The sequence below is a fragment of the Vreelandella sp. 162(4c) genome (assembly GCF_058152265.1).
The window spans coordinates 2,632,460-2,657,664 of sequence record NZ_CM176981.1; the positions used below are offsets into that span (position 1 = coordinate 2,632,460).

General features: G+C 55.6%; 25 protein-coding genes. 18 read left to right on the top strand and 7 right to left on the bottom strand.

Annotation, left to right across the window (positions count from 1 at the left end):
* Positions 1-11: 11 nt before the first annotated feature.
* The gene (locus AC4EYZ_RS12100) at positions 12-707 is read right to left on the bottom strand and encodes an extensin-like domain-containing protein (RefSeq protein ID WP_474192662.1); all 696 of its coding nucleotides are present in this window, start codon (positions 705-707) and stop codon (positions 12-14) included.
* 148 nt (positions 708-855) lie between these two features.
* On the opposite strand from AC4EYZ_RS12100, the gene gmk reads away from it, so the two are divergent.
* From gmk to AC4EYZ_RS12120, 4 genes are all read left to right on the top strand, one after another.
* Positions 856-1,488, top strand: coding sequence for a guanylate kinase (gmk, locus tag AC4EYZ_RS12105; RefSeq protein ID WP_161463622.1), 633 nt, complete (start codon positions 856-858; stop codon positions 1,486-1,488).
* A 118-nt stretch (positions 1,489-1,606) separates the two neighbouring features.
* Positions 1,607-1,864, top strand: coding sequence for a DNA-directed RNA polymerase subunit omega (rpoZ, locus tag AC4EYZ_RS12110; RefSeq protein ID WP_007112267.1), 258 nt, complete (start codon positions 1,607-1,609; stop codon positions 1,862-1,864).
* Positions 1,865-1,896: 32 nt separating this feature from the next.
* Entirely contained in the window at positions 1,897-4,041 is a 2,145-nt protein-coding gene (locus tag AC4EYZ_RS12115) for a RelA/SpoT family protein (RefSeq protein WP_041157433.1), read from the top strand.
* 97 nt (positions 4,042-4,138) lie between these two features.
* A complete protein-coding gene (locus AC4EYZ_RS12120) occupies positions 4,139-4,528 on the top strand; it encodes a RidA family protein (RefSeq protein WP_022521094.1) in 390 nt (129 codons plus the stop codon).
* Here the strand turns inward: AC4EYZ_RS12120 and AC4EYZ_RS12125 are convergent.
* On the bottom strand, positions 4,525-5,406 hold the full coding sequence (locus tag AC4EYZ_RS12125) for an SDR family oxidoreductase (RefSeq protein ID WP_022521095.1): 882 nt from the start codon (positions 5,404-5,406) through the stop codon (positions 4,525-4,527). The genes AC4EYZ_RS12120 and AC4EYZ_RS12125 overlap by 4 nt on opposite strands.
* Positions 5,407-5,628: 222 nt before the next feature.
* Between AC4EYZ_RS12125 and AC4EYZ_RS12130 the strand changes: the two genes are divergently transcribed.
* Positions 5,629-6,558, top strand: a complete 930-nt coding sequence (locus AC4EYZ_RS12130; protein WP_022521096.1) for a hydrogen peroxide-inducible genes activator — start codon at positions 5,629-5,631, stop codon at positions 6,556-6,558.
* Positions 6,555-8,633, top strand: a complete 2,079-nt coding sequence (gene recG, locus AC4EYZ_RS12135) for an ATP-dependent DNA helicase RecG (protein ID WP_027958725.1) — start codon at positions 6,555-6,557, stop codon at positions 8,631-8,633. Before AC4EYZ_RS12130 ends, recG begins: the two co-directional genes overlap by 4 nt.
* 9 nt (positions 8,634-8,642) lie before the next feature.
* Here the strand turns inward: recG and yccS are convergent, their stop codons facing one another.
* Entirely contained in the window at positions 8,643-10,847 is a 2,205-nt protein-coding gene (gene yccS / locus AC4EYZ_RS12140) for a YccS family putative transporter (protein ID WP_022521098.1), read from the bottom strand.
* 172 nt (positions 10,848-11,019) lie between these two features.
* Between yccS and AC4EYZ_RS12145 the strand changes: the two genes are divergently transcribed.
* From AC4EYZ_RS12145 to AC4EYZ_RS12165, 5 genes are all read left to right on the top strand, one after another.
* Positions 11,020-11,838: a DUF3100 domain-containing protein gene (locus tag AC4EYZ_RS12145; RefSeq protein WP_022521099.1), complete on the top strand. Its 819-nt coding sequence runs from the start codon at positions 11,020-11,022 to the stop codon at positions 11,836-11,838.
* Positions 11,825-12,319, top strand: a complete 495-nt coding sequence (locus AC4EYZ_RS12150) for a hypothetical protein (RefSeq protein ID WP_022521100.1) — start codon at positions 11,825-11,827, stop codon at positions 12,317-12,319. Before AC4EYZ_RS12145 ends, AC4EYZ_RS12150 begins: the two co-directional genes overlap by 14 nt.
* 10 nt (positions 12,320-12,329) lie before the next feature.
* On the top strand, positions 12,330-13,487 hold the full coding sequence (locus AC4EYZ_RS12155; RefSeq protein WP_022521101.1) for a M20 aminoacylase family protein: 1,158 nt from the start codon (positions 12,330-12,332) through the stop codon (positions 13,485-13,487).
* Between the two features lie 101 nt (positions 13,488-13,588).
* Positions 13,589-14,491, top strand: coding sequence for an NAD(P)-dependent oxidoreductase (locus AC4EYZ_RS12160; protein ID WP_009286303.1), 903 nt, complete (start codon positions 13,589-13,591; stop codon positions 14,489-14,491).
* Complete coding sequence (locus tag AC4EYZ_RS12165) at positions 14,491-16,041, top strand: aldehyde dehydrogenase family protein (protein WP_022521102.1); 1,551 nt, start codon at positions 14,491-14,493, stop codon at positions 16,039-16,041. The genes AC4EYZ_RS12160 and AC4EYZ_RS12165 overlap by 1 nt, the downstream gene beginning before the upstream one ends.
* Here AC4EYZ_RS12165 and AC4EYZ_RS12170 read toward each other — a convergent pair.
* The 4 genes from AC4EYZ_RS12170 to AC4EYZ_RS12185 all read right to left on the bottom strand — a co-directional run bounded on the left by AC4EYZ_RS12170 (position 16,020) and on the right by AC4EYZ_RS12185 (position 18,970).
* Positions 16,020-16,964 carry a LysR family transcriptional regulator gene (locus AC4EYZ_RS12170; RefSeq protein WP_022521103.1) on the bottom strand — a complete coding sequence of 315 codons (945 nt, stop codon included), beginning with the start codon at positions 16,962-16,964 and terminating at the stop codon, positions 16,020-16,022. The two genes, AC4EYZ_RS12165 and AC4EYZ_RS12170, sit on opposite strands and share 22 nt — an antisense overlap.
* 78 nt (positions 16,965-17,042) lie before the next feature.
* Positions 17,043-17,399 carry a hypothetical protein gene (locus AC4EYZ_RS12175; protein ID WP_490204275.1) on the bottom strand — a complete coding sequence of 119 codons (357 nt, stop codon included), beginning with the start codon at positions 17,397-17,399 and terminating at the stop codon, positions 17,043-17,045.
* The gene (locus AC4EYZ_RS12180; protein WP_022521105.1) at positions 17,399-17,671 is read right to left on the bottom strand and encodes an HU family DNA-binding protein; all 273 of its coding nucleotides are present in this window, start codon (positions 17,669-17,671) and stop codon (positions 17,399-17,401) included. The genes AC4EYZ_RS12175 and AC4EYZ_RS12180 overlap by 1 nt, the downstream gene beginning before the upstream one ends.
* Before the next feature lie 108 nt (positions 17,672-17,779).
* The gene (locus AC4EYZ_RS12185) at positions 17,780-18,970 is read right to left on the bottom strand and encodes an NAD(P)/FAD-dependent oxidoreductase (RefSeq protein ID WP_022521106.1); all 1,191 of its coding nucleotides are present in this window, start codon (positions 18,968-18,970) and stop codon (positions 17,780-17,782) included.
* 137 nt (positions 18,971-19,107) lie between these two features.
* On the opposite strand from AC4EYZ_RS12185, the gene AC4EYZ_RS12190 reads away from it, so the two are divergent.
* From AC4EYZ_RS12190 to AC4EYZ_RS12220, 7 genes are all read left to right on the top strand, one after another.
* A complete protein-coding gene (locus tag AC4EYZ_RS12190) occupies positions 19,108-19,683 on the top strand; it encodes a chorismate--pyruvate lyase family protein (protein ID WP_022521107.1) in 576 nt (191 codons plus the stop codon).
* Between the two features lie 35 nt (positions 19,684-19,718).
* The gene (gene ubiA, locus AC4EYZ_RS12195; protein WP_022521108.1) at positions 19,719-20,609 is read left to right on the top strand and encodes a 4-hydroxybenzoate octaprenyltransferase; all 891 of its coding nucleotides are present in this window, start codon (positions 19,719-19,721) and stop codon (positions 20,607-20,609) included.
* A 125-nt stretch (positions 20,610-20,734) separates the two neighbouring features.
* Entirely contained in the window at positions 20,735-21,424 is a 690-nt protein-coding gene (phoB, locus tag AC4EYZ_RS12200; protein ID WP_009286297.1) for a phosphate regulon transcriptional regulator PhoB, read from the top strand.
* Positions 21,425-21,426: 2 nt separating this feature from the next.
* On the top strand, positions 21,427-22,713 hold the full coding sequence (gene phoR, locus AC4EYZ_RS12205; RefSeq protein ID WP_022521109.1) for a phosphate regulon sensor histidine kinase PhoR: 1,287 nt from the start codon (positions 21,427-21,429) through the stop codon (positions 22,711-22,713).
* A gap of 311 nt (positions 22,714-23,024) precedes the next feature.
* Entirely contained in the window at positions 23,025-23,339 is a 315-nt protein-coding gene (locus tag AC4EYZ_RS12210; RefSeq protein ID WP_022521110.1) for a hypothetical protein, read from the top strand.
* Positions 23,340-23,989: 650 nt separating this feature from the next.
* Positions 23,990-24,292, top strand: coding sequence for a hypothetical protein (locus tag AC4EYZ_RS12215; protein WP_022521111.1), 303 nt, complete (start codon positions 23,990-23,992; stop codon positions 24,290-24,292).
* Between the two features lie 477 nt (positions 24,293-24,769).
* Positions 24,770-25,120, top strand: a complete 351-nt coding sequence (locus AC4EYZ_RS12220; protein ID WP_022521112.1) for a hypothetical protein — start codon at positions 24,770-24,772, stop codon at positions 25,118-25,120.
* Positions 25,121-25,205 lie beyond the last annotated feature (85 nt).

The following is a 25,205-nucleotide window of genomic DNA, read 5'->3' on the forward strand; positions in this document are numbered from 1 at the left end:
TGGTTGATCTCTTAGCGACACAGCCTAAATCCGCGCATGCCCATATGAAAGTGATCCGCATGCGCGGCGTTGTAATCGGGCCCCAATACATTACCGAAGGTATGGCAGGCGCCATCCCGCGCAGCGCGTAAAAACTCCCCCTCCTCGCCTTCATCATCCCAGTCATTGATCAGCGTAATACGCTGGCCATTCTCAAACTGAAATCCCACTACATCCAGCGCTTCGGCGGTGGCGTGTTCGCTGCGCCTGCCGGCTTCGCGGCCATAAACGTTACGGCAGGCAAAGCTACCTACGTGGTTAACCTGGCTCACTCGGCTACCCATAATCTCCTCGGCGGCAGGCTGTAACGCGTGGCGTTCATACATCACCCACGCCAGTGCCATGGGGCAGGAGGCCACGAAACTCTGGTTGAACGCGACGCCGCTAGAGTGCATGCGCACGATATTGGCAAGCGGGCAGCTCGCCGTGGGGGCGTAATCGGCCAATGGCGTATAGCGCAGCTCGCCCTCGGGGACGGTATCTAACGCAGCTAAACAGCCTGCGCGGTCGTCTGCCAAGCGGCTTAACTTAAGCTGTGTGACCGGCGTAATGGGGTCGTCAATATGCAGCGGAGCCCATGGCGCCCAGTGGCGGGGAATCTCAATGATGCCTTTTTGCAGGGCTACGCCCAGCGCAATCAGGGCTAAAATAAATAGCGTACTGCGCATGCCTACCTCCCTGTATGTCACCACCAACGCTACAGTCGTCGCGCTGGGTGTGCGATACTGCGCAGCCTTGCTGCTCTGCTGCAGTCGCTTTACTTGCGTTTACTACGTTTTCCGCTACTTATTTTGCTAACTGAAGGGAAAGTACTTCATGTCCCAAGGTACGCTGTTTATCGTTTCTGCCCCCTCAGGTGCTGGCAAGACTAGCTTGGTGCGCGAGCTAATCGAAAGCCTGGATGGGATTCAAGTGTCGGTGTCGCACACTACGCGTGCCAAGCGCGAGGGTGAGGTGAATGGCGTCAATTATCATTTCACCGATGTAGCCGAGTTTGAAGCGATGATCGCGCGGGGTGAGTTCTTCGAGTATGCCAAAGTATTTGATAATTACTACGGTACCTCGCGCCAGGCAGTAGAGGTATTACTAGCGGCAGGTCAGGACGTCATTCTGGAAATCGACTGGCAGGGCGCTCAGCAGGTACGCACACAAATGCCTGATGCAGTGTCGATTTTTATTTTACCGCCCTCCCGCGAGGAACTGGAGCGACGTCTTGCTAGCCGTGGCACCGATGAGCATGCGGTGATTGCTCGGCGGATGCGCGATGCGGTGAGTGAAATGTCCCATTACCACGAATATGATTACCTCGTCGTTAATGATGACTTCACCACGGCGCTGCAGGAGTTACAGTCACTGGTGATCAGCCGTCGCTTAAGTCGCCCGGTAATGACCGAGCGCCACGCGCCGCTGTTGGCTGCGCTCTTGTCACAGACGCCTACGGTCGAGTAATCTATACGGTTCTACTACTTTCTATTGCGTTGCACTATTTTTGTCGCACCATTTTTTCACTGGGTCGGCGCCGTTCTCTACGGTGTCGGCCCGGTTCCGTCATAACAGGAAGGCTCCCATGGCTCGCGTAACCGTTGAAGATTGTCTTGAAAATGTTGAAAACCGTTTCAAGCTGGTGATGATTTCCACTCAGCGCGCTCGCCAGCTGGCGCGCGGCTCCCGCGATGCTCTGCTACCTTGGGAAAATGATAAACCTACGGTGATGGCGCTGCGTGAAATTGCCGCAGGCCTAGTCGATCACACTGTACTGGACGAGCCCGTTGAAGCCGCTGTTCGTCCGCGCCCGGCTATGGCGCCTACTCATATCGACGACTAACGTTTTCAACGAAACCGATAGAGGCGCGGTAGATGTTCACCATTGATGACCTGGCCGATAGACTCGGCGGCTATTTACCCTCGGATGAGATCCAGCAGGTCAAACGCGCCTTTTACTATGCTGAGCAGGCCCACGACGGCCAGCGGCGGCGTTCCGGCGAGCCGTACGTTACCCACCCACTGGCGGTAGCGAATATTCTTGCCAATATGCACATGGATCATCAAAGCCTGATGGCCGCCATGCTGCACGACGTTATCGAAGACACCGGCGTATCCAAAAAAGCCCTGGAGGCTCAGTTTGGCAAGCCGGTAGCAGAGCTGGTAGATGGGGTATCCAAACTTACCCAAATCACCTTTGAAGACAAAGCCGTCGCCCAGGCGGAAAATTTTCAGAAGATGGTGCTGGCGATGTCGCGGGATATTCGCGTTATCATCGTCAAGCTGGCTGACCGGTTGCATAACATGCGCACCCTGGGCGCCCTACGCCCAGATAAAAAGCGTCGCATCGCCCGTGAAACGTTGGAAATTTACGCGCGAATTGCCGGGCGGCTGGGTATCAATACGATTCGTATCGAGCTTGAGGATCTCTCCTTTCAGGCGATTCACCCCATGCGCTCGGAGCGCATCAAGCGTGCGGTTGCTAAAGCGCGGGGGCACCGGCGTAGTGCCATGCGCGAAATACAGTCCTCCCTGCAAAAAAGCCTGGACGATGACGGGCTTAATGGCACCGTCATTGGACGCCAAAAGCATCTGCTGTCGATCTATAAAAAAATGCGCGACCAGCGTAAGCCCTTTGTCGAAATTATGGATGTGTTTGGCTTTCGCATCATTACCGAAGATGTGGCCAGCTGCTACCGTATTCTAGGCGTGGTGCATAACCTCTATAAGCCGGTACCGGGGCGCTTTAAAGACTACATTGCGATTCCCAAAGCTAACGGTTACCAGAGCCTGCATACCACCTTGTTTGGTTCCCGCGGTATGCCCATTGAGGTGCAGATACGCACCCGTGAAATGGAGGCCATGGCCAATAACGGTATCGCTGCCCACTGGCTTTATAAAGCGGGGCAGACTTCCCATCCGATTGCCGAGGGCAGCCATGCACGTGCTCGCGCCTGGGTTAAGGGCCTGCTGGAAATGCAGCGCCACGCTGGCGACTCGCTGGAGTTTATCGAACACGTTAAAAACGATCTGTTCCCCGACGATATCTACGTGTTCACACCTAAAGGCGATATTATGGAGCTGCCCCAGGGCGCTACCGTAATCGACTTCGCCTACACCGTGCACACGGATATTGGCAATAACTGTATCGCTTGCCGCATTGATCGCCATTTGGCGCCGCTCTCGACGCGTTTAGAAAGTGGTCAGACGTTGGAAATTATCACCGCCCCCGGTGCGAAGCCCAATATTACCTGGCTAAATTTTGTGACCACCGCAAAGGCGCGTTCGGCAATCCGTCACGCGCTTAAATATCAGCAGCAGACCGAAGCGGTCATGCTGGGACGACGGTTGCTCAATAAAGCCCTGGCGCCATTCGATACCAGCCTGGAAGAACTGGATGAGAGCGCCCTTAAGCGCGCCTTCAAAGAGTTGGATGTCTCTTCTGAGGATGCTCTGTTGGAGTCGCTCGGGATGGGCAACCGCATGACCCACGTGGTGGCACGCCGCCTAGTGGCTGCGGCGCATGGCGAAAGCTATGAGCACCCTGTAGGCGGGGAGGGTAGCAAAGCCGTCATGATCAGCGGCAGCGAAGGCATGGTGATTAACTTTGCGCGCTGCTGCCATCCGCTACCAGGCGACCCCGTGGTGGGCCACCTTTCCACAGGCAAAGGGTTGGTGGTGCATCGCGCTGAGTGTAAAAACGTGGTGGATAAGAACTTCGCCGATAAAAATGACCCTGATAAGCTCTTCGCGCTGGAGTGGTCGGACACCATTGATGAAGATTTCCCGGTCGCGCTGCGTATCGAAATTGAGAGCCGTCGTGGGCTAGTCGCAGAGCTTGCCGGGCTGGTCACCGATGCCGATGCCAATATTGAGCGGATTGGTATTGAAGAGCGCGATGCCCACCTTTCCACCGTCAATCTGACGCTGTCGGTGAAAGGTCGTGTGCATCTGGCACGCATCATTAAACGCATCCGTAACCTTCCCAACGTTGGCAAAATTACCCGACTCGCTAATTAATACTATACATAACAACATGCTGATATAAATCGGCAGCGATCGCTATTTTTCAGTATCAAATAATTAAGTGTTACCCATTACAGGAGCGAAACAACGTATGAGCAATAAGGCCGTTATCAACACCAGCAAAGCCCCCGCGGCTATTGGTCCTTACTCCCAGGCCATTAAAGCGGGCAACACGGTTTATCTCTCTGGCCAGATCCCGCTGGATCCCGCGACCATGGCGATTGTGTCTGAGGATTTCGAAGCTCAGGCACGCCAAGTCTTCACCAATCTACAGGCAGTATGCGAAGAAGCGGCGGGCTCGCTAAGCGATATCGTGAAGCTGAATCTGTACCTGGTGGACTTGGATAACTTTGCGATTGTTAACCAAGTCATGGAGGAGTTCTTCACCGCTCCTTTCCCCGCCCGCGCCGCCGTTGGCGTCAAAGCACTACCCAAAGGCAGCCAGGTGGAAGCGGAAGCGGTGATGGTTATCGGTGACTAGGCTTTGTTTAGCTCTAGAAAGCCGCCCTCTTTGAGTACCTGTGCATAGCCTTCGCGGTAGCTGGGAAAGCGGAACTGATAACCAGTGCTCAATATGCGCTGGTTATCGCAGCGTTTGCTCGTTCGCCGACGTAAAGGGGACTGCATGGTCTCTGTGGCCTCTACTTTTAACTGCTCGGCCAGCCACATCATTACGTTATGCATGGTGACCGGTTCGCAGTCGCTGCCCAGGTAGATATCATCCAGCGTCTCACCGCGCTCCTGATAGCGAATCAGGTGGGCAATAATACCTGTGCAGTCGTCGCGGTGGATGCGATTGGAGTAGACCACAGGAGTGATCGCAGCCACGCGGCCTTCAGCAACCTGATGAATCAGTCGATCGCGGCCAGGGCCGTAAATGCCGGAAAAGCGAATCACCGTGCCCGGCAGGGGGTGATTGATCAGCGCCTGCTCAGCCTCGCACATTAGGGTGCCAGAGAAGCTAGTGGGGTCGGTGGGGCTCTCTTCGTTAACGACCTCGCCCTCCTGCTGGCCATGCACGCTAGTTGAAGAGACGAAAAACACCCTACGTGGAGGCGTTTTGTGCTGCTCCATCACGCTCAGCACGCGCTTTAAACCTTCCGGATAGGCGCTTTGATACGCGCTCTCTTCGAAACGGTCAGCGCTGACGGTATAGACCACATAGTCAGCCTGGGGCAGGCTTTTGGCATCGGCCTCTTCAAGGCTATCCAGATCTAACGCCAGCGGTGTAATGCCGGTGTCTTTTAAGGCTTCCACGTTGCGGCGTAGGCCAATCACTTGGTGCCCTTCCTCAAGCAGCTCGCGCCCAAGGTTGATCCCTAAATCGCCACAGCCGATAATCAGTACGGTTAGCTTCACCGTGCTCACTCCTCTTGATTAATATTCCCTATTAGATGCAAAGTCTCTACCAACGATGACATTGAACCGAGATATTGTCGGTTGAGAAGACCGACGGCAGAGCTTGCTTGTCCTTTTCCGTCTCGCTGACTGTCATGATGCAAGGCCTTGCATACATCACTTTACTTTTTTCATACAAGCCCTAGTCACGAGCTGCTACGAGAGGATGCCACTGGCACCGCTATGACTTTAACAGAACTTCGCTACATCGTAACCCTTGCCCAGGAGCGTCACTTTGGCCGTGCGGCGGAACGCTGCCACGTTTCACAGCCCACGCTCTCGGTGGCGGTGAAAAAGCTGGAAGAAGAGCTCGAAACGCCGCTCTTTGAGCGTTCCAAGTCCACCGTCCAAGTTACCCCGCTGGGTGAAAAAATCGTCGCCCAGGCCCAGCGTGTGCTGGAGCAGAGTAGCCTGATTTTTGAGCTCGCCAGTGCGGGTAAAGATCAGTTGGCCAACCCGCTGCGCATTGGGGCGATTTACACCATTGGGCCCTACCTGTTTCCTCATCTAGTGCCTGCCCTGGCGAACGCGGCCCCGCAAATGCCTCTTTATATTGAAGAGGGCATGACCGGTACGCTGCGCGCCAAGCTAAGAAGCGGTGAGCTGGATGTGATTATTGTGGCATTGCCGTTTACTGAAACCGATGTGGTCACCAAGCCAATCTACGACGAAGCCTTTGAAGTTCTCATTCCCGCTAACCACCCATGGGTCGAACGGGAAGCGATCAATAAAGAGGACTTACTCGAAGAGCGCCTGCTGCTGCTCGGCGAAGGACACTGTTTTCGGGATCAAATTCTGGAAGCCTGCCCGGCGATTACCCAAAAACTCAACAGCCCCAACAATACGCTGATCGCCGAAGGCGGGTCGCTGGAAACCATTCGCCATATGGTGGCCTCTCGATTAGGTATTACGGTGCTGCCGCAGTCTGCGCTGGGCACCGACCAGTATGAAAATGCCATGCTGGCCAGTCGGCCATTTGTGGAGCCAGCGCCGTCGCGCACCGTGGCGATCGCCTGGCGGGCGAGCTTTCCCCGTCCTAAGGCTATTGAGGCGCTGATTCAAGCGATCAGCCACTGCCGCCAACCTACTAAAGCCGTGAAAAGCGCCCTATGAGTGATCTTTCCGCGCCCATCACCGCGCTGAAGGGCGTAGGCGAAGCGCTGGCGCTGAAACTGGGTCGATTGGGTATCGAGCAGGTAAGCGACCTGTTGTTCCACCTGCCGCTGCGCTATCAGGATCGCACGCGGCTTACGCCTATTGGCCTGCTGCGTGCAGGTCAGGAGGCGGTGATAGAGGGCGAAGTGACCGCTTGCGACGTAGTCAAAGGGCGCCGCCGCAGCCTGCTGGTGCGCCTGCGTGATGCTAGCGGTATTTTGAGCCTGCGGTTTTTTCACTTCTCACCGGCCCAGCAGCAACAGATGCGCCCAGGTGCGACCGTGCGCGCCTTTGGCGAAGCGCGGGCTGGGGCGACCGGTTTAGAGATCTACCACCCGGAATACCGGCTCAGTGGCGGTAGTGAGACCCCGGTGGAGGAGTATTTCACGCCTATTTATCCCACCACCGAAGGGTTGAACCAGCCGCGGCTGCGTGCTCTGGCTCAGCAGGCGCTCGGTTTACTGGACAGCGCCCCCGAGGCCTTGCCCGATGTAATACCCGATGCCCTGCTTCAACGCTTTCAGTTGCCAGGCCTACACGCCAGCCTGCACTTGCTGCACCAGCCGCCTCCCGATGTGAATATAGAGCAGTTGACCAGTGGCCAGCACCCGGCCACTCGGCGGCTGGCGCTGGAAGAGCTGCTCGCCCACCAACTAAGCTTGCGCGAAGTTCGCCTGCGTATTCAGGCGGATGGCGCACCGACGCTACCCTCTGGGCGCAGTCTGCAGGCGCGCTTTTTGGCCCAATTACCGTTTGCCTTAACCGGTGCCCAGCGCCGCGTTCTGGAGGAGATCAGCCACGATTTAAGTCGCCCGGCACCGATGCTGCGGCTGATCCAGGGCGATGTCGGCTCGGGAAAAACCGTGGTCGCCGCCATGGCCGCGCTGAGCGCCCTGGCGGGCAACTGCCAGGCGGCGATCATGGCGCCGACTGAAATCCTCGCTGAGCAGCACTACCGCTCGTTTAAAGCCTGGTTTGAGCCGCTGGGGATCGAAGTGGCATGGCTGGCGGGCAAGCTCAAAGGCAAGGCGCGGCTGGATGCTAAAGCGGCGATTGCCGATGGGCGTGCGCGTATGGTGGTGGGCACTCACGCACTGTTTCAGGACGACGTGCACTTCCAGTGCCTGGGATTGGCGATCATTGACGAGCAGCACCGCTTTGGCGTGCATCAGCGCCTGGCGTTACGCGAGAAGGGCGAGGCGGGCGGGCTAACCCCACACCAGTTGATCATGACTGCCACGCCGATTCCGCGCACTTTGGCCATGAGCGCCTACGCGGATCTGGATGTTTCGGTGATCGACGAGCTACCCCCCGGCCGTACACCGGTAAAAACCGTGGTGGTGCCCGACGAACGCCGCCCTGAAGTGGTTGAGCGTATTCGGCTGGCCTGCAGCGAAGGTCGTCAGGCGTATTGGGTGTGCACGTTGATTGATGAATCCGAGGCGTTGCAGTGCCAGGCGGCCGAGGTTACCCGCGATGAGCTAACCATAGCGCTGCCCGAGTTGGCGGTGGGCTTGGTTCACGGGCGCATGAAGTCGAGCGAGAAAGCCGAGGTGATGACCGCCTTCAAAGCGGGGGAGCTGGATTTGCTGGTGGCTACCACGGTGATCGAGGTGGGAGTGGATGTACCCAACGCCAGCCTGATGATTATCGAAAACCCCGAGCGTCTGGGGCTTTCCCAACTGCACCAGCTGCGCGGCCGGGTAGGGCGTGGCAGCACGGAAAGCTTCTGTGTGCTGCTCTACCATCCGCCGCTGTCGAAAAGCTCCCGCCAGCGCTTGGCGGTCATGCGCGAAACCACCGATGGCTTCCGCATCGCCGAGAAAGACCTGGAAATTCGCGGCCCCGGTGAAGTGCTCGGCACCCGCCAAACCGGCCTTGCGCAGATGAAAATCGCCGACCTGGAACGCGATGCCGACCTGCTAGAGCGGGTAACGGCCATGGCCCAAACGCTACAGGGCAGCCCAGACGTCACCGCTGTCCTGGTGCGCCGCTGGCTTGGCGAGGCGGCAGGGCGCTATGGGCAGGTGTAGTTAGCTTGGTTAGACGCTAGCGGTGCTTGGCGTATGCTCTTCACTTCCCACCAGACGATTCGCAGCTTCACCCAGCGGGGCGAGCTGCTCGGTAATAAGGCGTAGCTGGCTTTGGATAGGGCGGTAGAGCGTGACGGCTTTTTCATCTGCTGATAGCGCACTTTTCTCTTCTAGCTGGGCTAATAACTCGGCAGCTTGATCCGCTAGTGGCTCAACCGGCTGGCGCTGGTTTAATCGCTCGGCGATTTGTCCCAGCAGCTCACCAATACGTTTTGCTACCGGCACTAGCGTGGCATCGTCTTCATCGTCTGCCAACTGGTGGCGATGGGCGCCCAGTGCAGAGAGGTGGCTGAGTAGGGTATTGGAGAGCACCAGAAAGCGCAGTCCGTTGTCCGCGTCCAGTTTCCGGTAATGCCCCGGCTCATGGAGCATATTGGTGAGCAGGGTGGAGAGCGCTGCATCGGCGTTATGGGCATTGCGCCGCGCCAGGCGATAGGCCAAGTCATCCTGCTTGCCCTCCTCGTACTGGTGGATAATCTCCTCCAGGTAGCGGCGGTGGTTATTGAGCGCGTTGGCGGCTTCGCGATAAAGCCTGCGACCCTGCCAGTCGGGCAGAATAAAAAGCACCGCTAAGCCGGCGATGAGTGAGCCAAGCAGGGTATCGAGCAGCCGCGGTAGGATCAGGTTATAGCCGTCGCCTACCTGGTTGAAGCTGCACAGCACGAGCAGGGTGATAGAGGCAGTAGCGATTACATAGTGTTTTTCGCGGTTAGCGAAGAACGAGACCCCGGCGGCCACGGCTATCATGCTCTGCACCAGCGGGTGCGGAAAGAGGCTGATCGAAGCCCAGCCCACTACCAAGCCAAGTACCGTGCCCATTATCCGTTGGGACAAAAACCGCCGTGTGGTGGCAAAGTTGGGCCGGCAAACAAACAGCGTGGTCAACAGAATCCAAAAGCCCTGCTCGGGGTCGATCCACTGCATCAGCCCATAGCCGGTCGTGAGGGCAATGGAGAGCCGCACTGCATGGCGAAAAGTGGGGGAGCCGAGAGTAAAGTTTAGGCGCACCCGCTTCCACGCTTCCTGCAGACTCGACGGCGAGCGGTCATACAGCGAACTGTCGCGCCGCTCATCGCTGACGCCGGGGTTGTGGGCGCTGGCGAGCTGATTTTCCAGGGTGGCCAGGTTCTCTGCCAGCGCGCTCAATGGGTAAAGCAGTGGGCGCCACTCGGGCTTGCCACGGCCGCGCAGGTTCTCAATCGAGGCGTGCAGGTCAGCCAGCGCCTCTTCACTCTGCTGATGATCAAACGGTCTATTGAGTAGCAGCGATTTGGCTAGCTGACGGCAGGAGCGCCCTTGTTGATCCAGCAGCCGCTGGCAGCGAAACAGCACATCGTGGTGGAAAAAGGCTTTGCTGAGCGCGCTGTAGGGGTAATGGGTGGAGCTGGCGCGTTCGTGAATATCCTGGGCAATAAAGTAGATACGCAGGTAGCGGTTGAGTTTTTGGTCGCCGCGCTGGCCTTCAAGCCGCCTAAAAATCATCTCTTTGGCTTGATTGAGCGCAGCGACGACTTTGCCGTTCTGGCGCGCCAAGGCCACCCGGCGGGCTTCCACATCCACACCGCGCACCGGTTCAAACAGCGCCGATTTCAGTATCAGAAACTCACCCAGCGCTTTGTACACCCGTGCCATGCTCTGCTTGACCGGTTGGCGCGAAAACAGTGCGCACCACACCACCGAAATTAGCCCATACCACACCGCTCCAGCCAACAGCAGCAGTTGGCGCGCCGCCACGTCTTCATCCACCCCGCCGTGCTGCTCGATGTTGATCATCGAGTAGATCGAGAGTATTAGCGTGCCGGAAGCGATGGTGGCATAACGCTGTCCGATTGCTCCGAGCATAATCAGGCAAAAGGTCGAAAGCCCCAGGCCCACTACAAATAGCCACGGCCAGGGAAATAGCCACTGCACGATAAAGGAAGCTGACGTAAAACACACCAGCGTTACCAGCAGTGCCTGAAGACGGCCTTGCCAGCTGTCGTCAGTTTCAGACAGCGCGCAGGCGATAATGCCGAGAAAAAGCGGAATGACCAGCGCCACATCGCCCATTAAGCCGCTAAATAGCAACGCACCGCTGAACGCTATAAAGACGCGCAGGCTGTAGGCGAATTTATCGAGAGTCCAAAGGCGCCGTAGCGGCAAAGATATGGGCATAAAGGCTCTTATAGGTGGTTGTTAGACTTTAGTATAAATGCGTAGGCGTTGGATGTCGCTACCTCAGCGCTCAACGATTGAGTGTTCTAAAAATTAGCGCACTAAAACCCTATGATTGAAACAGTAACCTTTCGATACTCGGAGTGATTCTAAAAAAAACAGGGACACTCCTATGGATCTCAAACTACTGCTGGACTGGCGTCTTCACCTAACGGTGATCGTGACGTCGATGTTTGCCGAGTGGGTCGGCATCGTACGTATCCCCCTCGGGCCTGGAACGCTGCTGTTACTACCGCTGCTCTATGCTTTTATCATTGGCGTTCTGTTCAACCCCCATCTTTTTTCGGCAATGGGCAAAGTCATTCCCAAGCCGGTCAGCAATGCGGCGGGCCCGATTATTCTAATCGCCATCCTGCCGTTTATCGCCAAATTCGGTTCCACCATTGGCCCAGCGATCGAGCAGATCATCGCCGCCGGCCCTGCACTGATTCTCCAGGAATTGGGTAATCTGGGCACCATGCTCATAGCTCTCCCCTTTGCAGTATTAGTCCTCAAAATGGGACGTGAAGCGATCGGTGCCACTTACTCTATCGCCCGTGAGCCCAATATTGCCATTATTTCAGACCGTTACGGGCTGAGAAGCCCTGAAGGTATCGGCATTATGGGCGTTTACGTAGTGGGCACCATGTTCGGTACGCTCTACTTCGCCTTAATGGCGGGCTACATCGCCTCGCTGGATATTCTCGATATTCGTGCTCTGGCCATGGCCTGCGGGGTGGGCAGTGGCAGTATGGTGGCGGCGTGTTCAGCAGCTTTAGCTGAAGCGGTACCCGCATCCAAAGACGAACTACTCGCCTTTGCCGGGGCAAGCAACCTGCTTACCTACGCCACCGGTCTGTATATCTCGCTATTTATCGCGCTACCGATCACTGAGTGGATGTACAAGCGCTTAAAAGGCTCCCGCCAGGAGGTTAGCCATGAAAACTCATGAGAGCCCAATCGATCAGTTCGATGCTGAGGCGTTAAAAGAGCTACGTCCCGAAAATCAGCTAGGCAAAACCGCGTTGGTACTGGCGGCAGTGTGTGTGGCGGCGTGGTTTAGCAATATCGTCAACGGTTCACCTTTATTAGATGCGCTGCCCGGCATGTTGATTCTCTATGTCATGGTCATTATCGGCTTGGTGGTTGGGCGGTTTTGCCCTTTTTACCTGCCCAGCGTGGCCTGGGTGTCGCTGGTGAGTATTATCGCGACGCTGCCGTTCTTCCCGGGTAATGGGTGGATCATCGCACGGTTGGCCGAGGTGGATTTCCTGGCAGTGGTCACGCCGGTATTGGCCTACGCAGGGCTGGCGCTTACCGGTCGTGAGTTTGCCATGTTCAAGCAGACTGGCTGGAAGCTGGTGATTGTGGCCCTGCTGGTCTTTACCGGTACTTTTATTGGCTCTGCTGTTGTCGCCCATGTGATGCTTTAAGGATAAGACGATGACTGCTTCAGTAGACTTACCGGATCACGCAGAACTAAAAGCGTGGCGCCATGATTTTCACCAGCACCCGGAAACGGCTTTTGAAGAGCACCGCACCAGCGCACGCATTGCCGAGCTGCTGACTGAGTGGGGCTTTGAGGTAACCACCGGGATTGCCGGAACGGGTGTGGTAGCCGCGTTGGATGGTCAACAAGGTGAAGGTAAAACCATCGGCCTGCGGGCCGATATCGACGCCTTGGATATTCGTGAAGAGACTGCGCTTGCCTACGCGTCGCAAACGCCGGGCAAAATGCACGCTTGCGGCCACGATGGACACACCACCATGCTGTTGGGCGCTGCCTGGGCGTTAAAGCAGCAGCCGGATTTCAAAGGCCGGGTGGTGTTCATCTTTCAACCCGCCGAAGAGAACGCAGGCGGCGGGCGGGTGATGGTTGAAGAGGGCCTGTTTGAGCGCTTTCCCATGGATGCCGTGTACGGCTTGCATAACTGGCCGGGTCTGCCCGTAGGCGTCGCCGCGGTGCACGATACCGACGTCATGGCCGCCTTCGATATCTTTAGCCTGACGCTGACTGGCAAGGGCTGCCATGCGGCGATGCCCCATTTAGGTACTGATACGGTGTTGGCGAGCTGCCAACTGATCAGCCAACTGCAAGGGCTGGTGAGCCGCGAAACGCCGCCAGACAAATCTGCCGTGCTGAGTATTACCAGTATTAACGCGGGGGATACCTTCAATGTGATTCCCGAACAGGTGGCGCTTCGCGGCACGCTGCGCTGTTTTGATATGGCGCTTAAAGAGCACTTGGAGACACGCTTTAAGCAGGCGATTGCCAGCTTGGCAGAGTTTCACGGCTTAACCGTTGAGCTGGATTACCAGCGCTGCTATCCCGCCACTATCAATACCCCTGAACATGCCCAGCACTGCGCCTCGGTGCTGGAAAGCTTACTCGGCAGCGACAATGTGGTGCGCAACCCGCCGCCCAGTATGGCCTCTGAGGATTTCTCGTTCCTGCTGGCCGAGCGCCCAGGTGCCTATATCTGGATGGGCAATGGCGAGGAGTCCGCTTCGCTGCATAACCCCCGCTATGACTTTAACGACGCGTTGCTGCCGCTGGGCACGCGCTACTGGGTGGAGCTGGTAAGGGCGTTACTCGTCTAAATTCCTGACTTAATACACGTTATTCGCTCTCTGATGCCCTCTGGGTAGGGGAGCGTCTACCCGGAACATAGCGTCTTCATGACGTTTAAAGGAGCTTTACTATGTCTTTAGTCACCACCCCTTTATCGATTACCGTCATTGGTTTGGGGCAGATGGGCGGCAATATGGCGCTCACCCTCAAAGCAGCAGGGTTTGAAGTAACGGGTAGCGATGTATTTGAGCAAGCGCGATCGCGTCTTGCTGCTCAAGGACTAACCGTTGTGGCTCCCGAAGAATTACCCGCTAGCGACGTTTACCTGCTGTCGTTGCCCACCTCTGCCCATGTGCGTGAGGTGATCGAGCAATCGCCAGGCCTGCTTGACCTTGCGCCGAAAGGTAGCGTGATTGTCGATACCTCCACCAGTGACCCCGCCGTGACGCGTGAACTGGCCGAAAAAGTAACCGCAGCGGGCCTTCTATGGTTGGATGCCCCGGTCAGCGGCGGCCCGAAAGGAGCTGCCAGCGGCAAGCTAGGGATGCTGTTAGGAGGCGATGTCGCCACCATTGAGCGGGTATTGCCGATGCTGGAAGCCATGTCGGCCAAGCGTACCCATGTGGGCGGCCCGGGCAGCGGCCATGTGGTCAAGCTTGCCAATAACTACCTGTGTGCCGCGCACTTGTTAACCACCGCCGAAGCCGTTGCTATGGCAGTCAAGGCGGGCGTTGACCCCGCGGCCTGCTTGGCGGGCCTTAACAGTGGCTCGGGGCGCAGCGCGGTCAGCGAGGTGAACTTCCCAGAGTGGGTGTTGAGTGAGCGTTTTGACTCAGGCTTTACCACCGGTTTGATGCGTAAGGATTTACGTTTGGCCCGGGATGCCGCTGAGCAACTGGATATCCCCTCGCCGCTGTTACAAGCCGTGGTCGATGCCTGGCACGCGAACCCCGAACAACCAACCGATAGCGATGACTTTAACCATATCACCACGCCGATATTAGCGCGTGCCAGCCAGGCGGAGGAGCAGTAATGAACGCACTTAGCCAACATGCCCAAGATCACCTTGCCACGCTACTCGAAGGTTTTGGATTAACGGCCACCACGCTGCTGAGCAACTGGGTTGATGGCGGTTTAGTGGCGGGAGAGGGGGACGTGATCACCCTGACCAATCCAGCCACCGGCGAAACGCTGGTGAGCTATCGCGATGCGGGTGCTGGACTGATTAAGCGTGCTACCCAAGCGGCACAGCGAGGCCAACGCGAATGGATGGCGCTAACCGCCAGCGAGCGTGGACGGCGCATGAATGCCGCCATACGCGGCCTGGCGGGCCATGAAGAGGCGCTGGCTCAGCTGGAAAGTGTGGTGGCCGGTAAGCCGATTCGTGACTGCCGGGCTGAAGTAGGCAAAGTACGCGAGATGTTCGAGTACTACGCGGGGTGGTGCGACAAGCAGCATGGCGAAGTGATTCCAGTGCCTACCTCGCATCTTAACTATGTGCGCCATGTACCTTACGGCGTGGTGGGGCAGATTACCCCCTGGAATGCCCCGATGTTCACCTGTGCCTGGCAGTTAGCCCCTGCCATTGCGGCGGGCAATGGTGTGGTGCTAAAGCCTTCCGAACTGACGCCCTTTTCATCGGTGGTGATTGCCAAGCTACTTGAAAGCGGCGGACTTCCTAAAGGGCTGATCAATATCGTCAACGGGCTGGGCAAGTCGACCGGCGCAGCGCTGACCGACCACCCTGCCATCAGCAAACTGGTGTTCGTGGGCTCTCCCCAGAGTGGTCGCATGATTGCTGAAGCGGGCGCGAGGAGGTTGGTGCCCAGCGTGTTAGAGCTGGGGGGCAAATCCGCCAATATTGTGTTTGCCGATGCCAAGCTGGATGAAGCCGTTGCGGGTGCCCAGGCGGCCATTTTTGCCGCCGCCGGCCAGAGCTGTGTGGCGGGCTCGCGGCTGTTGATCGAGCGCCCGGTGTTTGAGCAAGTCACCAGCCGTTTGGCGCGGGCGGCGGAACAGATTTCGGTGGGCCTGCCTAACGATGAAGCGACCCGCATGGGGCCTTTGCAGAATCACCGCCAATTTGAGCAGGTCACCCGCATGATCGACGCGGCGGTAGCCGCTGGCGCAACGTTGTTAACGGGCGGTAAACGGCCAGAGGGATTACCTACCGAGGCTCAGGGCTACTTTATCGCCCCTACCGTGCTGGTCGATGTCACGCCGGATATGGAGATTGCTCAACAAGAAGTGTTCGGTCCGGTGCTGGTGGCCATGGCCTTTGACAATGAAAATCAGGCCATTCAGCTCGCCAACGAGACCCGCTTTGGCTTGGCTGGCGCCGTTTGGAGCCAGGACGTAGCGCGAGCGCATCGCGTAGCTGGGCAACTGCGTGCTGGTACGGTATGGATCAATAGCTACAAGGCGATCAGCGTGATGTCACCGTTTGGTGGCTTTGGCGATAGCGGCTTCGGTCGCTCCAGCGGCTTGGATGGCCTGCGCGAATATACGGTGCCGCAAAGCGTCTGGGTGGAAACAGCCCCTGAAGCCAGTGTGGCGTTCGGTTACGGCAGTGGTGTTGGTTGATCGCTTACCGAGCCTGGGGCGCGAAACGCCTGCATCCAGCGCTGCAGGTGGCGTAGCAGCAGAATGCTGGCCTTGGGCTGTTGGCGGCCTACCCGCGTGACCATGTGGGCCTGGGAGCGCTGAAAAAGCGGATTATCTACCGGGCGCGCCACTAACGTACCGAGCTCTAAATCGTGGGCGACGGCAAAGGCGGGTAACAGTGTAATGCCCATGCCGCTGCGCACATATTGGGCCAGAATCACCATTGAGTTGGTATTCATCGCCATGCGCGGGGCTATGCGTGATTGCTGGAATGCTTGGTCGACCATTTGACGTACCCCATGAGTGGTGTCCCACATGGCCATGGGCTGGTCGCTAAGCTGGGTAAGCGTGAGCGGTGACGTTTGGCTGGTTAAGGGGTGGTTGGGCGATAGAATAGCCATGAGTGGCTGAGGAGTAGATGACCAGAAACGCAGCTGGGGATGGGTACGCTCATGGAACATCAAGCCGATATGACTGTGATCGCCGACAATGGCGTCAATAATGCCCGAGGTGCCTGCGGTATGGATATCGAGCTGAATGCCCGCATAGCGTTGGGTAAATTCATGCAGTGGGGATGCTACTAGGTCACTGACAAACCCTTCTCCGACGGTAAGCGATATCTTGCCGGTTTCCATGCGTTGGTACGATTCAAGTGACGCAATAAACCCTTCATCAAGGGCGCCGCGGCGCTCGCAGTACTCAAGCAGCATTTCGCCTACCGGAGTAGGCGAAATGCCGTCGCGCTGACGCTCCATAAGCGTCGCTCCCAAGGCTTCTTCCAGCAAAGCAATTTGCCGGCTTACCGCCGAGGGAGCAATATCCAAGCGCGCCGCTGCGCGGCGCACGGAGCCAGACTCAAGGGTAACGCGAAAGTAAACGAGGCGTTGATGAGGTATGTCCATCGATAGCTTTTATACCTCTACCTTGTTCAGCCTAAATTTATTTAATCTAAGCCGTTACCCTATGCCAATCGTAAACCGCTACAAATACTTGAGTAGTTTTTGCAGCTTATTCATATCGGCGGAATCACCCACTAAGCGCACGTCGCCGTTTATCATGCCGTCGAGAAAGGCCTGCTGTGTTGGCTTTTTGAGCACTTTCAAGGCGGTATTCTGATCACGGAAGCGTAGCTCAAGATCTAAGTCCACAGGCAGCCCTTTGCCGGTACTGATACTTTTCGGTGCCATCCGGTAGTGGCGGGCAATACTTAGATCTTCCGTGGCAATCCCCCAGTCCAGGCCGCGCATGCGTTCTAACTGTTCACGAAAGCGCGGCTTGCGGCGCAGGGCACGTTTGAGCAGTACGCCCAGTAGCCACAGCGTCAGCTTGAGCTTCATTAAGAAACGGCGTCCTTAAGTCCTTTGCCTGGCTTAAAGGCAACGTTTTTGCTGGCCGGAATCTGCAGCGGGGCACCGGTTTGCGGATTTTTGCCGGTACGTGCTGCGCGCTCACGTACCGTGAAGGTACCAAAACCAATCAAAGCGACATCTTCGCCCTTAGCAACGCTGTTGGTGATCTCATCCAGAATAACGTTCAGCACTTGGCCAGCTTTATCTTTGGATAGGTCGGCACTTTCAGCGATGGCTGCAGCGAGTGCAGGTTTGCGCATAAGGAATCTCCCCTTTTTAAAAGAAATCAAACATCAAACAAATGCATGTTGTTGGGTGCGTAGCCGATTAGGTTAGCTTCTCTAGCCTAGTCGTGAACGCGACGAAAATCAGCCTAGCAGTGCAGGTGCTGCTCTGGAAAGCTCCACTTTCCTTCTCACGCAGCCGCCTGTCAACGCAAAACCAATCAAACGACCGTCTTTATTTTCAGCCAAGGCACTGATATCACCGCCTTCGCCTTCAATTCGCCAGTGCTCAGGCGTGTTCGTTGGCGGGTAGGCCACCACTGGTAGCAGCGGCGTTTTAACCACTACCGGCCAAGCACCGAAGCTAACCGGCGTGGGCGCGCCTGAAAGGGTTGCCGCCAGCGCCTTAACGCTGGCTTGTAGTGGCTGCACGTACATGGCATTAACACCGTCTACGCAGGCTGCATCGCCCAGGGCGTGGATATTGGGGTGCGATGTACGCAACTGGCGGTCAACGACTATACCGCCAGGTGATACGTTTAAATCAGCCGATTCGGCAAGTGCTGTGCGAGGTACAAGGCCGGTTGCCATCAACACGAGATCAGCGCTGACAGCGTCGCCGTTATCCAGACGTAATACGATATCTTCGCCGCTTTCGGCCGCTATCGAATCAATCGAACGTGCAAGGTGAAGATGGATACCTGCTTCGCTAAAGGCATCGCCTAGGGCGTTCCCTAAGGGCGGTGGCAGCAAGCGAGGAAGTAGGGTTCCTTCTGGGGCAATGAGGCTGACACGATGGCCGCCAGCGTGGAGGTCGTTGGCAAATTCACAGCCGACCAGCCCCGCGCCAACAATCGCCACCCGTGCAGGGCCCTGGCCTAGCGCCGTGTGAAAGCGGCGGTAGTCATCCAGGTCGTTAATGGTAAAGCAGCGTGGGGCTACGCTGGGTTCAATGCTGAAGGGCACCCGTGGTGCAGCGCCAGTGGCCAGTACCAGTGTGTCGTAGCCGAGCACCATGCCGCCTTCGAGCAGAATTGTTTGGTTATCCACATCCAGTGCGGTTACCTGGGTGTGGATAACCATTTGGGCATTTAGCTCTTCGCCCAGGTCAGTAGCGCTGCGCTGGGCTAATTGTTCGGGCACCAGGCCCTTGGCGAAGCCGGTGGAGAGCAACGGCTTGCTGTAATCATCGCCGCTGTCGGCGCTCACCAGCGTGATTGAGCGTTGGTCGCCCAATCGGCGCAACGCCCGGGCAAGGCCAACCCCTGCCATTCCAGTGCCAATAATCACCAGCGCAGCGTGCGAAGAGGTTTTCTGTGTTTGGGTGGCGGGCATGCAGACACCAAAAAAGTTGCTAAATAAGATTGCGAAAAAAGAAGCGCTAAACCGAGTCGTTAAAAAAGTTGCTGAAACAAAAGCCTTTCAGTGCCCATGTTACACTAGCCAACCCGTTAATTGCCCTGGAGAACTCGGTGACGGCTGCTGCTTTTCGGCAAACTCCTCTATTTTCCCGCTGGCGCCCGATTGATGCGGCGCGCCCGGCGATGAGTGCTTCCTGGTGGCAGTGGGTTGCCTCCACCGACTCGTTAACCGCCCGCTTAATGGTCGCAGGTGGCGAGAAGCCGTTTCGAGTACGACTGCTGCGCCAGGGGGTTGGTTGGCCGCGCCAGGATGAGGCTCAGGCGCTGGGCATTGGTGCCAAGCGTTACGCCTGGCTGCGGGAAGTGGCGCTGTGCTTAGATGGAACGCCATGGGTGGTGGCGCGCTCGGTCGCCCCGCTCTCACAGGTAAAGGGCCAACGGCTAGAGTGCTTGGGCGAGCGCTCGCTAGGTAGTTGGCTATTTCGCCAGCCGGGTTTAGTGCGTGGGCCATTGGAAGTAACGACGCATTCCCCCCAGTTTGCTAGCGTCAACGGCATACAGGAAGGCTGTGCCTGGGGAAGGCGCTCTGTTTTTTATCACGGCTGTAAGCACGGCAGTCTGTCATTATTAGTGCAAGAGTATTTTTTGACGGCGATGGCGGATGATCTTGGCCTGCCTTCGCGCTAGGCTAGCGCCTGCATCTTATTCTTCGTGAGGTAAGCATGGATCGTTCACTGTTGCGGCCGAAGGGATGGGCTCGCGTGGCAGATTTTTTACAGCTGATGCGCTTGAATCGGCCGATAGGCACATGGCTTTTGATGTGGCCGACGCTGTGGGCATTATGGGTGGCTGCGGAAGGTGTACCAGGGCGAAATGTGCTGCTGATTTTTGTGGCCGGCGTTTATGTGATGCGCGCTGCGGGCTGCGTGGTCAATGACTATGCGGATCGCCACTTCGATGGGCATGTGAAACGCACAAAACAACGTCCGCTAGCGACGGGCCGTATCAGCGAAACCGAAGCTCAACTGCTGTTTATCGCCCTGGTGGCCGCTGCGTTTATTCTGGTATTACTGACCAACTGGTTTACGGTGCTGCTCTCGCTGGGCGGGGTGCTGCTGGCGATTATTTATCCGTTTATGAAGCGCTATACCCACTTTCCTCAGGTGGTGCTGGGCGCGGCTTTTTCCTGGGCAATTCCGATGGCTTTTGGCGCCGTGCTCGGCCACGTGCCGCTGGAAGCATGGCTGCTATTCTGCGCTAATGTGTGCTGGACAGTGGCCTACGATACCCAGTACGCCATGGTCGATCGCGACGACGATTTAAAAATTGGCATTAAATCGACGGCCGTGCTGTTTGGAAATGCGGATCGTTTGATTATCGGCTTACTCCAGCTAGCCACCCTGGGGTTGCTGGCTTGGGTAGGCTGGCGGGTTGGTTTAGGTGGTTTCTTCTGGTTAGGGCTAGCGGCAATGGCAGCGACTTTTCTGCATCAGCAGCGCTTAATTCGCGACCAGGAGCGGGATGCCTGCTTCCAGGCGTTTCTCAATAATCACTGGTCGGGACTGCTGATTTTTGCCGGTATCGCGCTAAGTTGGTGGCCTGCGGCTGGCTGATCGAGGCGATTGTCATGTAATTGTCATCAAGTCATGGTGTTATCGTCACTGACATGTCATTGATCTGTTTATCTTTGAACTGTTTTTCTTTGAACTAGTTTCTTTGAACACCGTGAGGCTCTGGTATGACCGCCAAGACCGTTCTGATTGTCGATGATGAGGCGTCGATTCGCGAGATGATCGCGGTAGCGCTGGAAATGGCTGACTATCGCGTGCTCGAAGCGGATAACGCCCAGGATGCCCATGCCATGGTGGTCGACCACCAACCCGATTTACTGCTGCTGGACTGGATGATGCCCGGCACTAGCGGTATTGAGCTGGCGAGACGCCTAAAACGTGAAGAAACCACCGCTGAAATCCCGATTATTATGCTCACCGCGAAAGGCGAAGAGGATAATAAAATTCAAGGGCTTGAAGCCGGTGCCGATGATTATATCACCAAGCCTTTTTCACCCCGGGAATTGGTGGCACGGCTAAAAGCGGTGCTGCGCCGTGCGACGCCACGTGGCGTTGAAGACCCGATTGAGATTAACGGCCTGCTGCTTGATCCGGTGAGCCACCGGGTAAGTGCCCACGGCAAAGCGCTGGAAATGGGCCCCACCGAGTACCGTTTGCTGCAGTTTTTTATGACTCACCAAGAGCGCGCTTACACACGTAGCCAGCTGCTTGACCAAGTGTGGGGCGGCAATGTTTACGTTGAAGAGCGCACGGTCGATGTGCATATCCGCCGCTTGCGTAAAGCGCTGGGTGACGTGCATCAAAACCTGATCCAAACGGTTCGGGGTACCGGTTACCGTTTCTCTGCACGGGTGTAAATGTGCGTTTATGGAGTCGTGAGCTGTGGCGAATAGCGTGGCTGGCCACGCTGGGCACTTGCTTGGGCTGGCTGTTGGGCTCGGCTGGGCTGGGGCTCGCAGCAGGGCTTGCGGGATGCCTGTTTTACCACTTACGACAGTTACGCGAACTCTATTTGTGGCTCACCCTCCACCCTAACGATGAACCGCCTGCCGCTCGCGGGATGTGGGGCGAGCTATTCGATCGTTTATACCGCTATCAAAAAAGTCAGCGCATCACCCAAAGCCGTCTGCGGGCTACTTTGGCACGTATTCAAGAGTCGTCTGAAGCAATGCGTGATAGCGTGGTCATGCTTGATCGCCACGGTGATTTGGAGTGGTGGAACAGCGCCGCCACCGCCATGCTGGGGCTACAAACCGCCCATGATCGTGGTCAACACATTACCAACCTGCTGCGCGACCCGGGCTTTATCAGCTATTTTAATTCGCGTAACTACAGTGAGCCGTTAACGCTCACCTCACCGATTGATGAACGGCGAATCCTGCAGTATCAAATTACCCTCTATGGTGACGACGAACGCTTAGTGATGGCTCGCGATATCACCCGCTTGCATCGTCTTGAGCAGATGCGGCGCGACTTTGTCGCCAACGTTTCCCATGAGTTACGTACGCCGCTGACCGTTCTCTCCGGCTATTTGGAAACCTACAGTGATATCTCCGACCAGCTTCCGCCGCGCTTGGGACGTAGTATTCAGCAAATGCAGGAACAGACCCAGCGGATGCAGAATCTGGTCAACGATTTATTGCTGCTCTCGCGTTTGGAAATTGACCAGGGCGGCCAAGATCATCATCCACTGCCACTCGAGCCTTTACTGCAAAGCGTTTGTGATGATGCGCTGGCCCTATCGCATCAACGTCATACCATTACCGTCGCCCTTGAGAGCGATGCCCGACTGTTAGGCAGTGAACAGGAGATTCGCAGCGCCGTCTCTAACCTTGCCTTTAATGCGGTTCGCTACACGCCTGCTGGCAGCCAAATCACCCTGCGCTGGAAAGCTAGCGCTACTGGTGGCGGCTATATCGATGTGGAAGATAACGGTGAAGGGATTGATCCCGTTCATATTCCCCGACTAACAGAACGCTTTTACCGTGTTGATAAGGGGCGCAGCACTGCGACTGGCGGCACAGGTTTAGGCTTGGCGATCGTTAAGCACGTGCTATTGCGCCACGATGCGCAACTACAAATTGAGTCCCTTCCCGGCAAGGGTGCGTTGTTTCGCTGCGCCTTCCCCCCCTCGCGTCTTGTTTAATTTAGCAAGTCATTCCATCGCATAATATTTGTAACAATGTGCAATATTGGCATGCAAGGTTGGTAAAGCTTTACCCATGTGCCATTTTTACACAGCTCAAAGCGTTGTGTCGTGACTCAGTTGATGCCTTTTTGGCATAACTTATTTTTAAGTAAGAGTTTGATTTTGTTGTTTTTATTTATATTCTTCAGTTTTTTGGCATGCCTTCTGCAGAGTACAGATTGAAGGAAGATGACCGCAGGAATTGCTGGCTTCTCAGTAAGCCTTTCTTTCTTCATTAAGCGGTACTAAACAGCGATCGGAGGTAGGATATGACGTCCAAGGATTTTCTCAAGAAAGCTGGCATTTTAGGTGTATCTTTTGGTCTGATGGCAAGCCCATTAGCTTTTGCACAAACTGATGAAAATTCGGCGATTGACGAAAACCAAGGTATTACCGCTGACGAGCAACCGATGGATTCCCAAGGTACCGGTAGTTCAACTGGCAGTGATACAACAGACATGACTGACGATTTAACCCATGACGAAGGTGATGGTGCCAGCGACATGGATCCGCAATCAAGCAGTCACTCAGACGATGCTGAGTATGACAAGGATGAGCTTGTAGAAGAAAATGGCGGTAGCTAATTATCTATGACCTTTTAGATATCATTAAAAGCTTTTCAGAGAATGAATAAGCGATTAACAGGATGTTACAAAAGCAAGAATGCTTTTAAGATTCACGGATGAATCAGTAGGCAATCAGAACACTAGTCAGGGTTAATTCCAAGGTTGGAGCCCCGCACAAGGAGTGGAAGCTAGCGTTAGTTATTACCTATAGCCAATTCTGATATCGGGCCCCGCAATGCGGGGCCTAATTTTTGCTGCCTACTTTTTATCTCGCTTATTCCCCCGCTACTTTCTCCCCTATCTTTTCCGCCGATCTTTCTTTGCGCCTCTCTATCCAATGCCATGTTTTGTTTTTTATGAATTGATGCCGTAGCGCTTTGTTGGCATCGAGCCTTTTATTTTGCTGAGTGTGTCATAAAGGCACAGACAGTTTTGCGCATGTGTCATTAGTGCACATGTAATTAGCGTGCTTTTGTTTTTAGCGGCGTATAATTGTGCGCAATGTATTTATTTTAAATTATTGATTTATATAAGTATTTTATTTTTATAAGAGAGTTGGCATTACATATGCTCTCTAGAGGTAGTGAAGCTAGCCGCAGTGAGATCTGGCCAGAGAGCCCTTCTCACTTCACTTCAGCGGTATCAAACGGTCACCAGGAGTAAATAGTATGTTTAACGATTTTGTTAAAAAAGCAGCCGTCGTAGGTCTCTCTTTTGGTTTGCTGGCAAGCCCGCTTGCCTTTGCCCATATGTCCATCGAAGCAAATCAAGATTTGACCGTTGACGATGAGCCTATTCAAGCTCAATCACATCATACCTCGGGTCAGGCTAAATTTAGCCCCTCTGATTTGATGTATGACGAAGGCGACCGCCCTCGAGTCATCAAGGCAGAGTCGCATCACACTAGCGCTCAAGCGGAGTACACAGCAAAAGATTTGACCCAAGACGTAGGTGATGGAAACGTTTGGTAACAAAAATTTGCAATTCTGAAGAAATATATTACGATTAACACGTGAGCTAAACACGCGAAAGCGTGTCACACCGATACGGATGCATATCGATTCAAGGAATGAATCAAACGACAATCAGAGCGTTGGTCAGGGTTAAATTCCAAGGTTGGAGCAGCCCCGCAAAAGGAAAGGAAGCTAGCGCTAGTCATTGTCAAAGTCTTGTGTCCTTAGACCCTGCTGATGCGGGGTCTGATTTTTTGTGGCATCCAACACCTCTCCCACACTATTCTTGTTTTAGTTTAAGGTACGGCTTTCTAGCGGAGCCTAATTTCATTGCGTCGCTATTTATACACTGCCCATCATCAGCCTGCCGGTGGGTTATGTCTCAGGCATCCGGTCTCACAATCATTTTGACCGTAAAGGGTGAGCTAACTTTTTTGACGCCTAATATGCAACGCAAAGCGTAATAGCCGTTCTAATCATCGATGAACGGAATCCATGGATAATGAGGAGAACATCTTGCTGTTAAAAGAAATGAGCCAAAAAGTCGCCATAGTAGGTATTGCTTTTGGTTTGGTCGCGAGCCCCATGGCGATGGCGCACTCATCTATTGAACTGAACCAAGACCGCACCGCTGGTCAGGATGTCATTAACAAACCTGAGTCGCATGCAGCTTCCAAACCATCTCATGTCTCTGCGGGCGACTTGAACCGTGACGAAGCTGATAGCTTGGACTTTTCGCCTTCCAGTAGCCGTCCTTCTACGGCTGAAAAAGGGCCTACTTCTCGCCAAGAGGGTTACACTCCTGGAGAACTCAACCGGGATGAAGGTGATAGCACCGACTGGTAAATAATAGGATAAGTGTAACTGCTAATGTAAGCGTTACTCGCTAAAAACCCCGCTTTGGTGGGGTTTTTGCTATGTGTTAAAAGCC

Bases quoted from the DNA above. Each gene is read 5' to 3' on its own strand.
- yccS (WP_022521098.1), bottom strand. From the start codon at position 10,847: ATGCCCATATCTTTGCCGCTACGGCGCCTTTGGACTCTCGATAAATTC.
- AC4EYZ_RS12115 (WP_041157433.1), top strand. From the start codon at position 1,897: ATGTTCACCATTGATGACCTGGCCGATAGACTCGGCGGCTATTTACCC.
- AC4EYZ_RS12160 (WP_009286303.1), top strand. From the start codon at position 13,589: ATGTCTTTAGTCACCACCCCTTTATCGATTACCGTCATTGGTTTGGGG.
- AC4EYZ_RS12185 (WP_022521106.1), bottom strand. From the start codon at position 18,970: ATGCCCGCCACCCAAACACAGAAAACCTCTTCGCACGCTGCGCTGGTG.
- AC4EYZ_RS12210 (WP_022521110.1), top strand. From the start codon at position 23,025: ATGACGTCCAAGGATTTTCTCAAGAAAGCTGGCATTTTAGGTGTATCT.
- gmk (WP_161463622.1), top strand. From the start codon at position 856: ATGTCCCAAGGTACGCTGTTTATCGTTTCTGCCCCCTCAGGTGCTGGC.
- AC4EYZ_RS12165 (WP_022521102.1), top strand. From the start codon at position 14,491: ATGAACGCACTTAGCCAACATGCCCAAGATCACCTTGCCACGCTACTC.
- AC4EYZ_RS12150 (WP_022521100.1), top strand. From the start codon at position 11,825: ATGAAAACTCATGAGAGCCCAATCGATCAGTTCGATGCTGAGGCGTTA.
- phoB (WP_009286297.1), top strand. From the start codon at position 20,735: ATGACCGCCAAGACCGTTCTGATTGTCGATGATGAGGCGTCGATTCGC.
- AC4EYZ_RS12145 (WP_022521099.1), top strand. From the start codon at position 11,020: ATGGATCTCAAACTACTGCTGGACTGGCGTCTTCACCTAACGGTGATC.
- AC4EYZ_RS12100 (WP_474192662.1), bottom strand. From the start codon at position 707: ATGCGCAGTACGCTATTTATTTTAGCCCTGATTGCGCTGGGCGTAGCC.
- rpoZ (WP_007112267.1), top strand. From the start codon at position 1,607: ATGGCTCGCGTAACCGTTGAAGATTGTCTTGAAAATGTTGAAAACCGT.
- AC4EYZ_RS12155 (WP_022521101.1), top strand. From the start codon at position 12,330: ATGACTGCTTCAGTAGACTTACCGGATCACGCAGAACTAAAAGCGTGG.
- AC4EYZ_RS12170 (WP_022521103.1), bottom strand. From the start codon at position 16,964: ATGGACATACCTCATCAACGCCTCGTTTACTTTCGCGTTACCCTTGAG.
- AC4EYZ_RS12130 (WP_022521096.1), top strand. From the start codon at position 5,629: ATGACTTTAACAGAACTTCGCTACATCGTAACCCTTGCCCAGGAGCGT.
- ubiA (WP_022521108.1), top strand. From the start codon at position 19,719: ATGGATCGTTCACTGTTGCGGCCGAAGGGATGGGCTCGCGTGGCAGAT.
- AC4EYZ_RS12180 (WP_022521105.1), bottom strand. From the start codon at position 17,671: ATGCGCAAACCTGCACTCGCTGCAGCCATCGCTGAAAGTGCCGACCTA.
- recG (WP_027958725.1), top strand. From the start codon at position 6,555: ATGAGTGATCTTTCCGCGCCCATCACCGCGCTGAAGGGCGTAGGCGAA.
- AC4EYZ_RS12220 (WP_022521112.1), top strand. From the start codon at position 24,770: ATGGATAATGAGGAGAACATCTTGCTGTTAAAAGAAATGAGCCAAAAA.
- AC4EYZ_RS12215 (WP_022521111.1), top strand. From the start codon at position 23,990: ATGTTTAACGATTTTGTTAAAAAAGCAGCCGTCGTAGGTCTCTCTTTT.
- AC4EYZ_RS12120 (WP_022521094.1), top strand. From the start codon at position 4,139: ATGAGCAATAAGGCCGTTATCAACACCAGCAAAGCCCCCGCGGCTATT.
- AC4EYZ_RS12175 (WP_490204275.1), bottom strand. From the start codon at position 17,399: ATGAAGCTCAAGCTGACGCTGTGGCTACTGGGCGTACTGCTCAAACGT.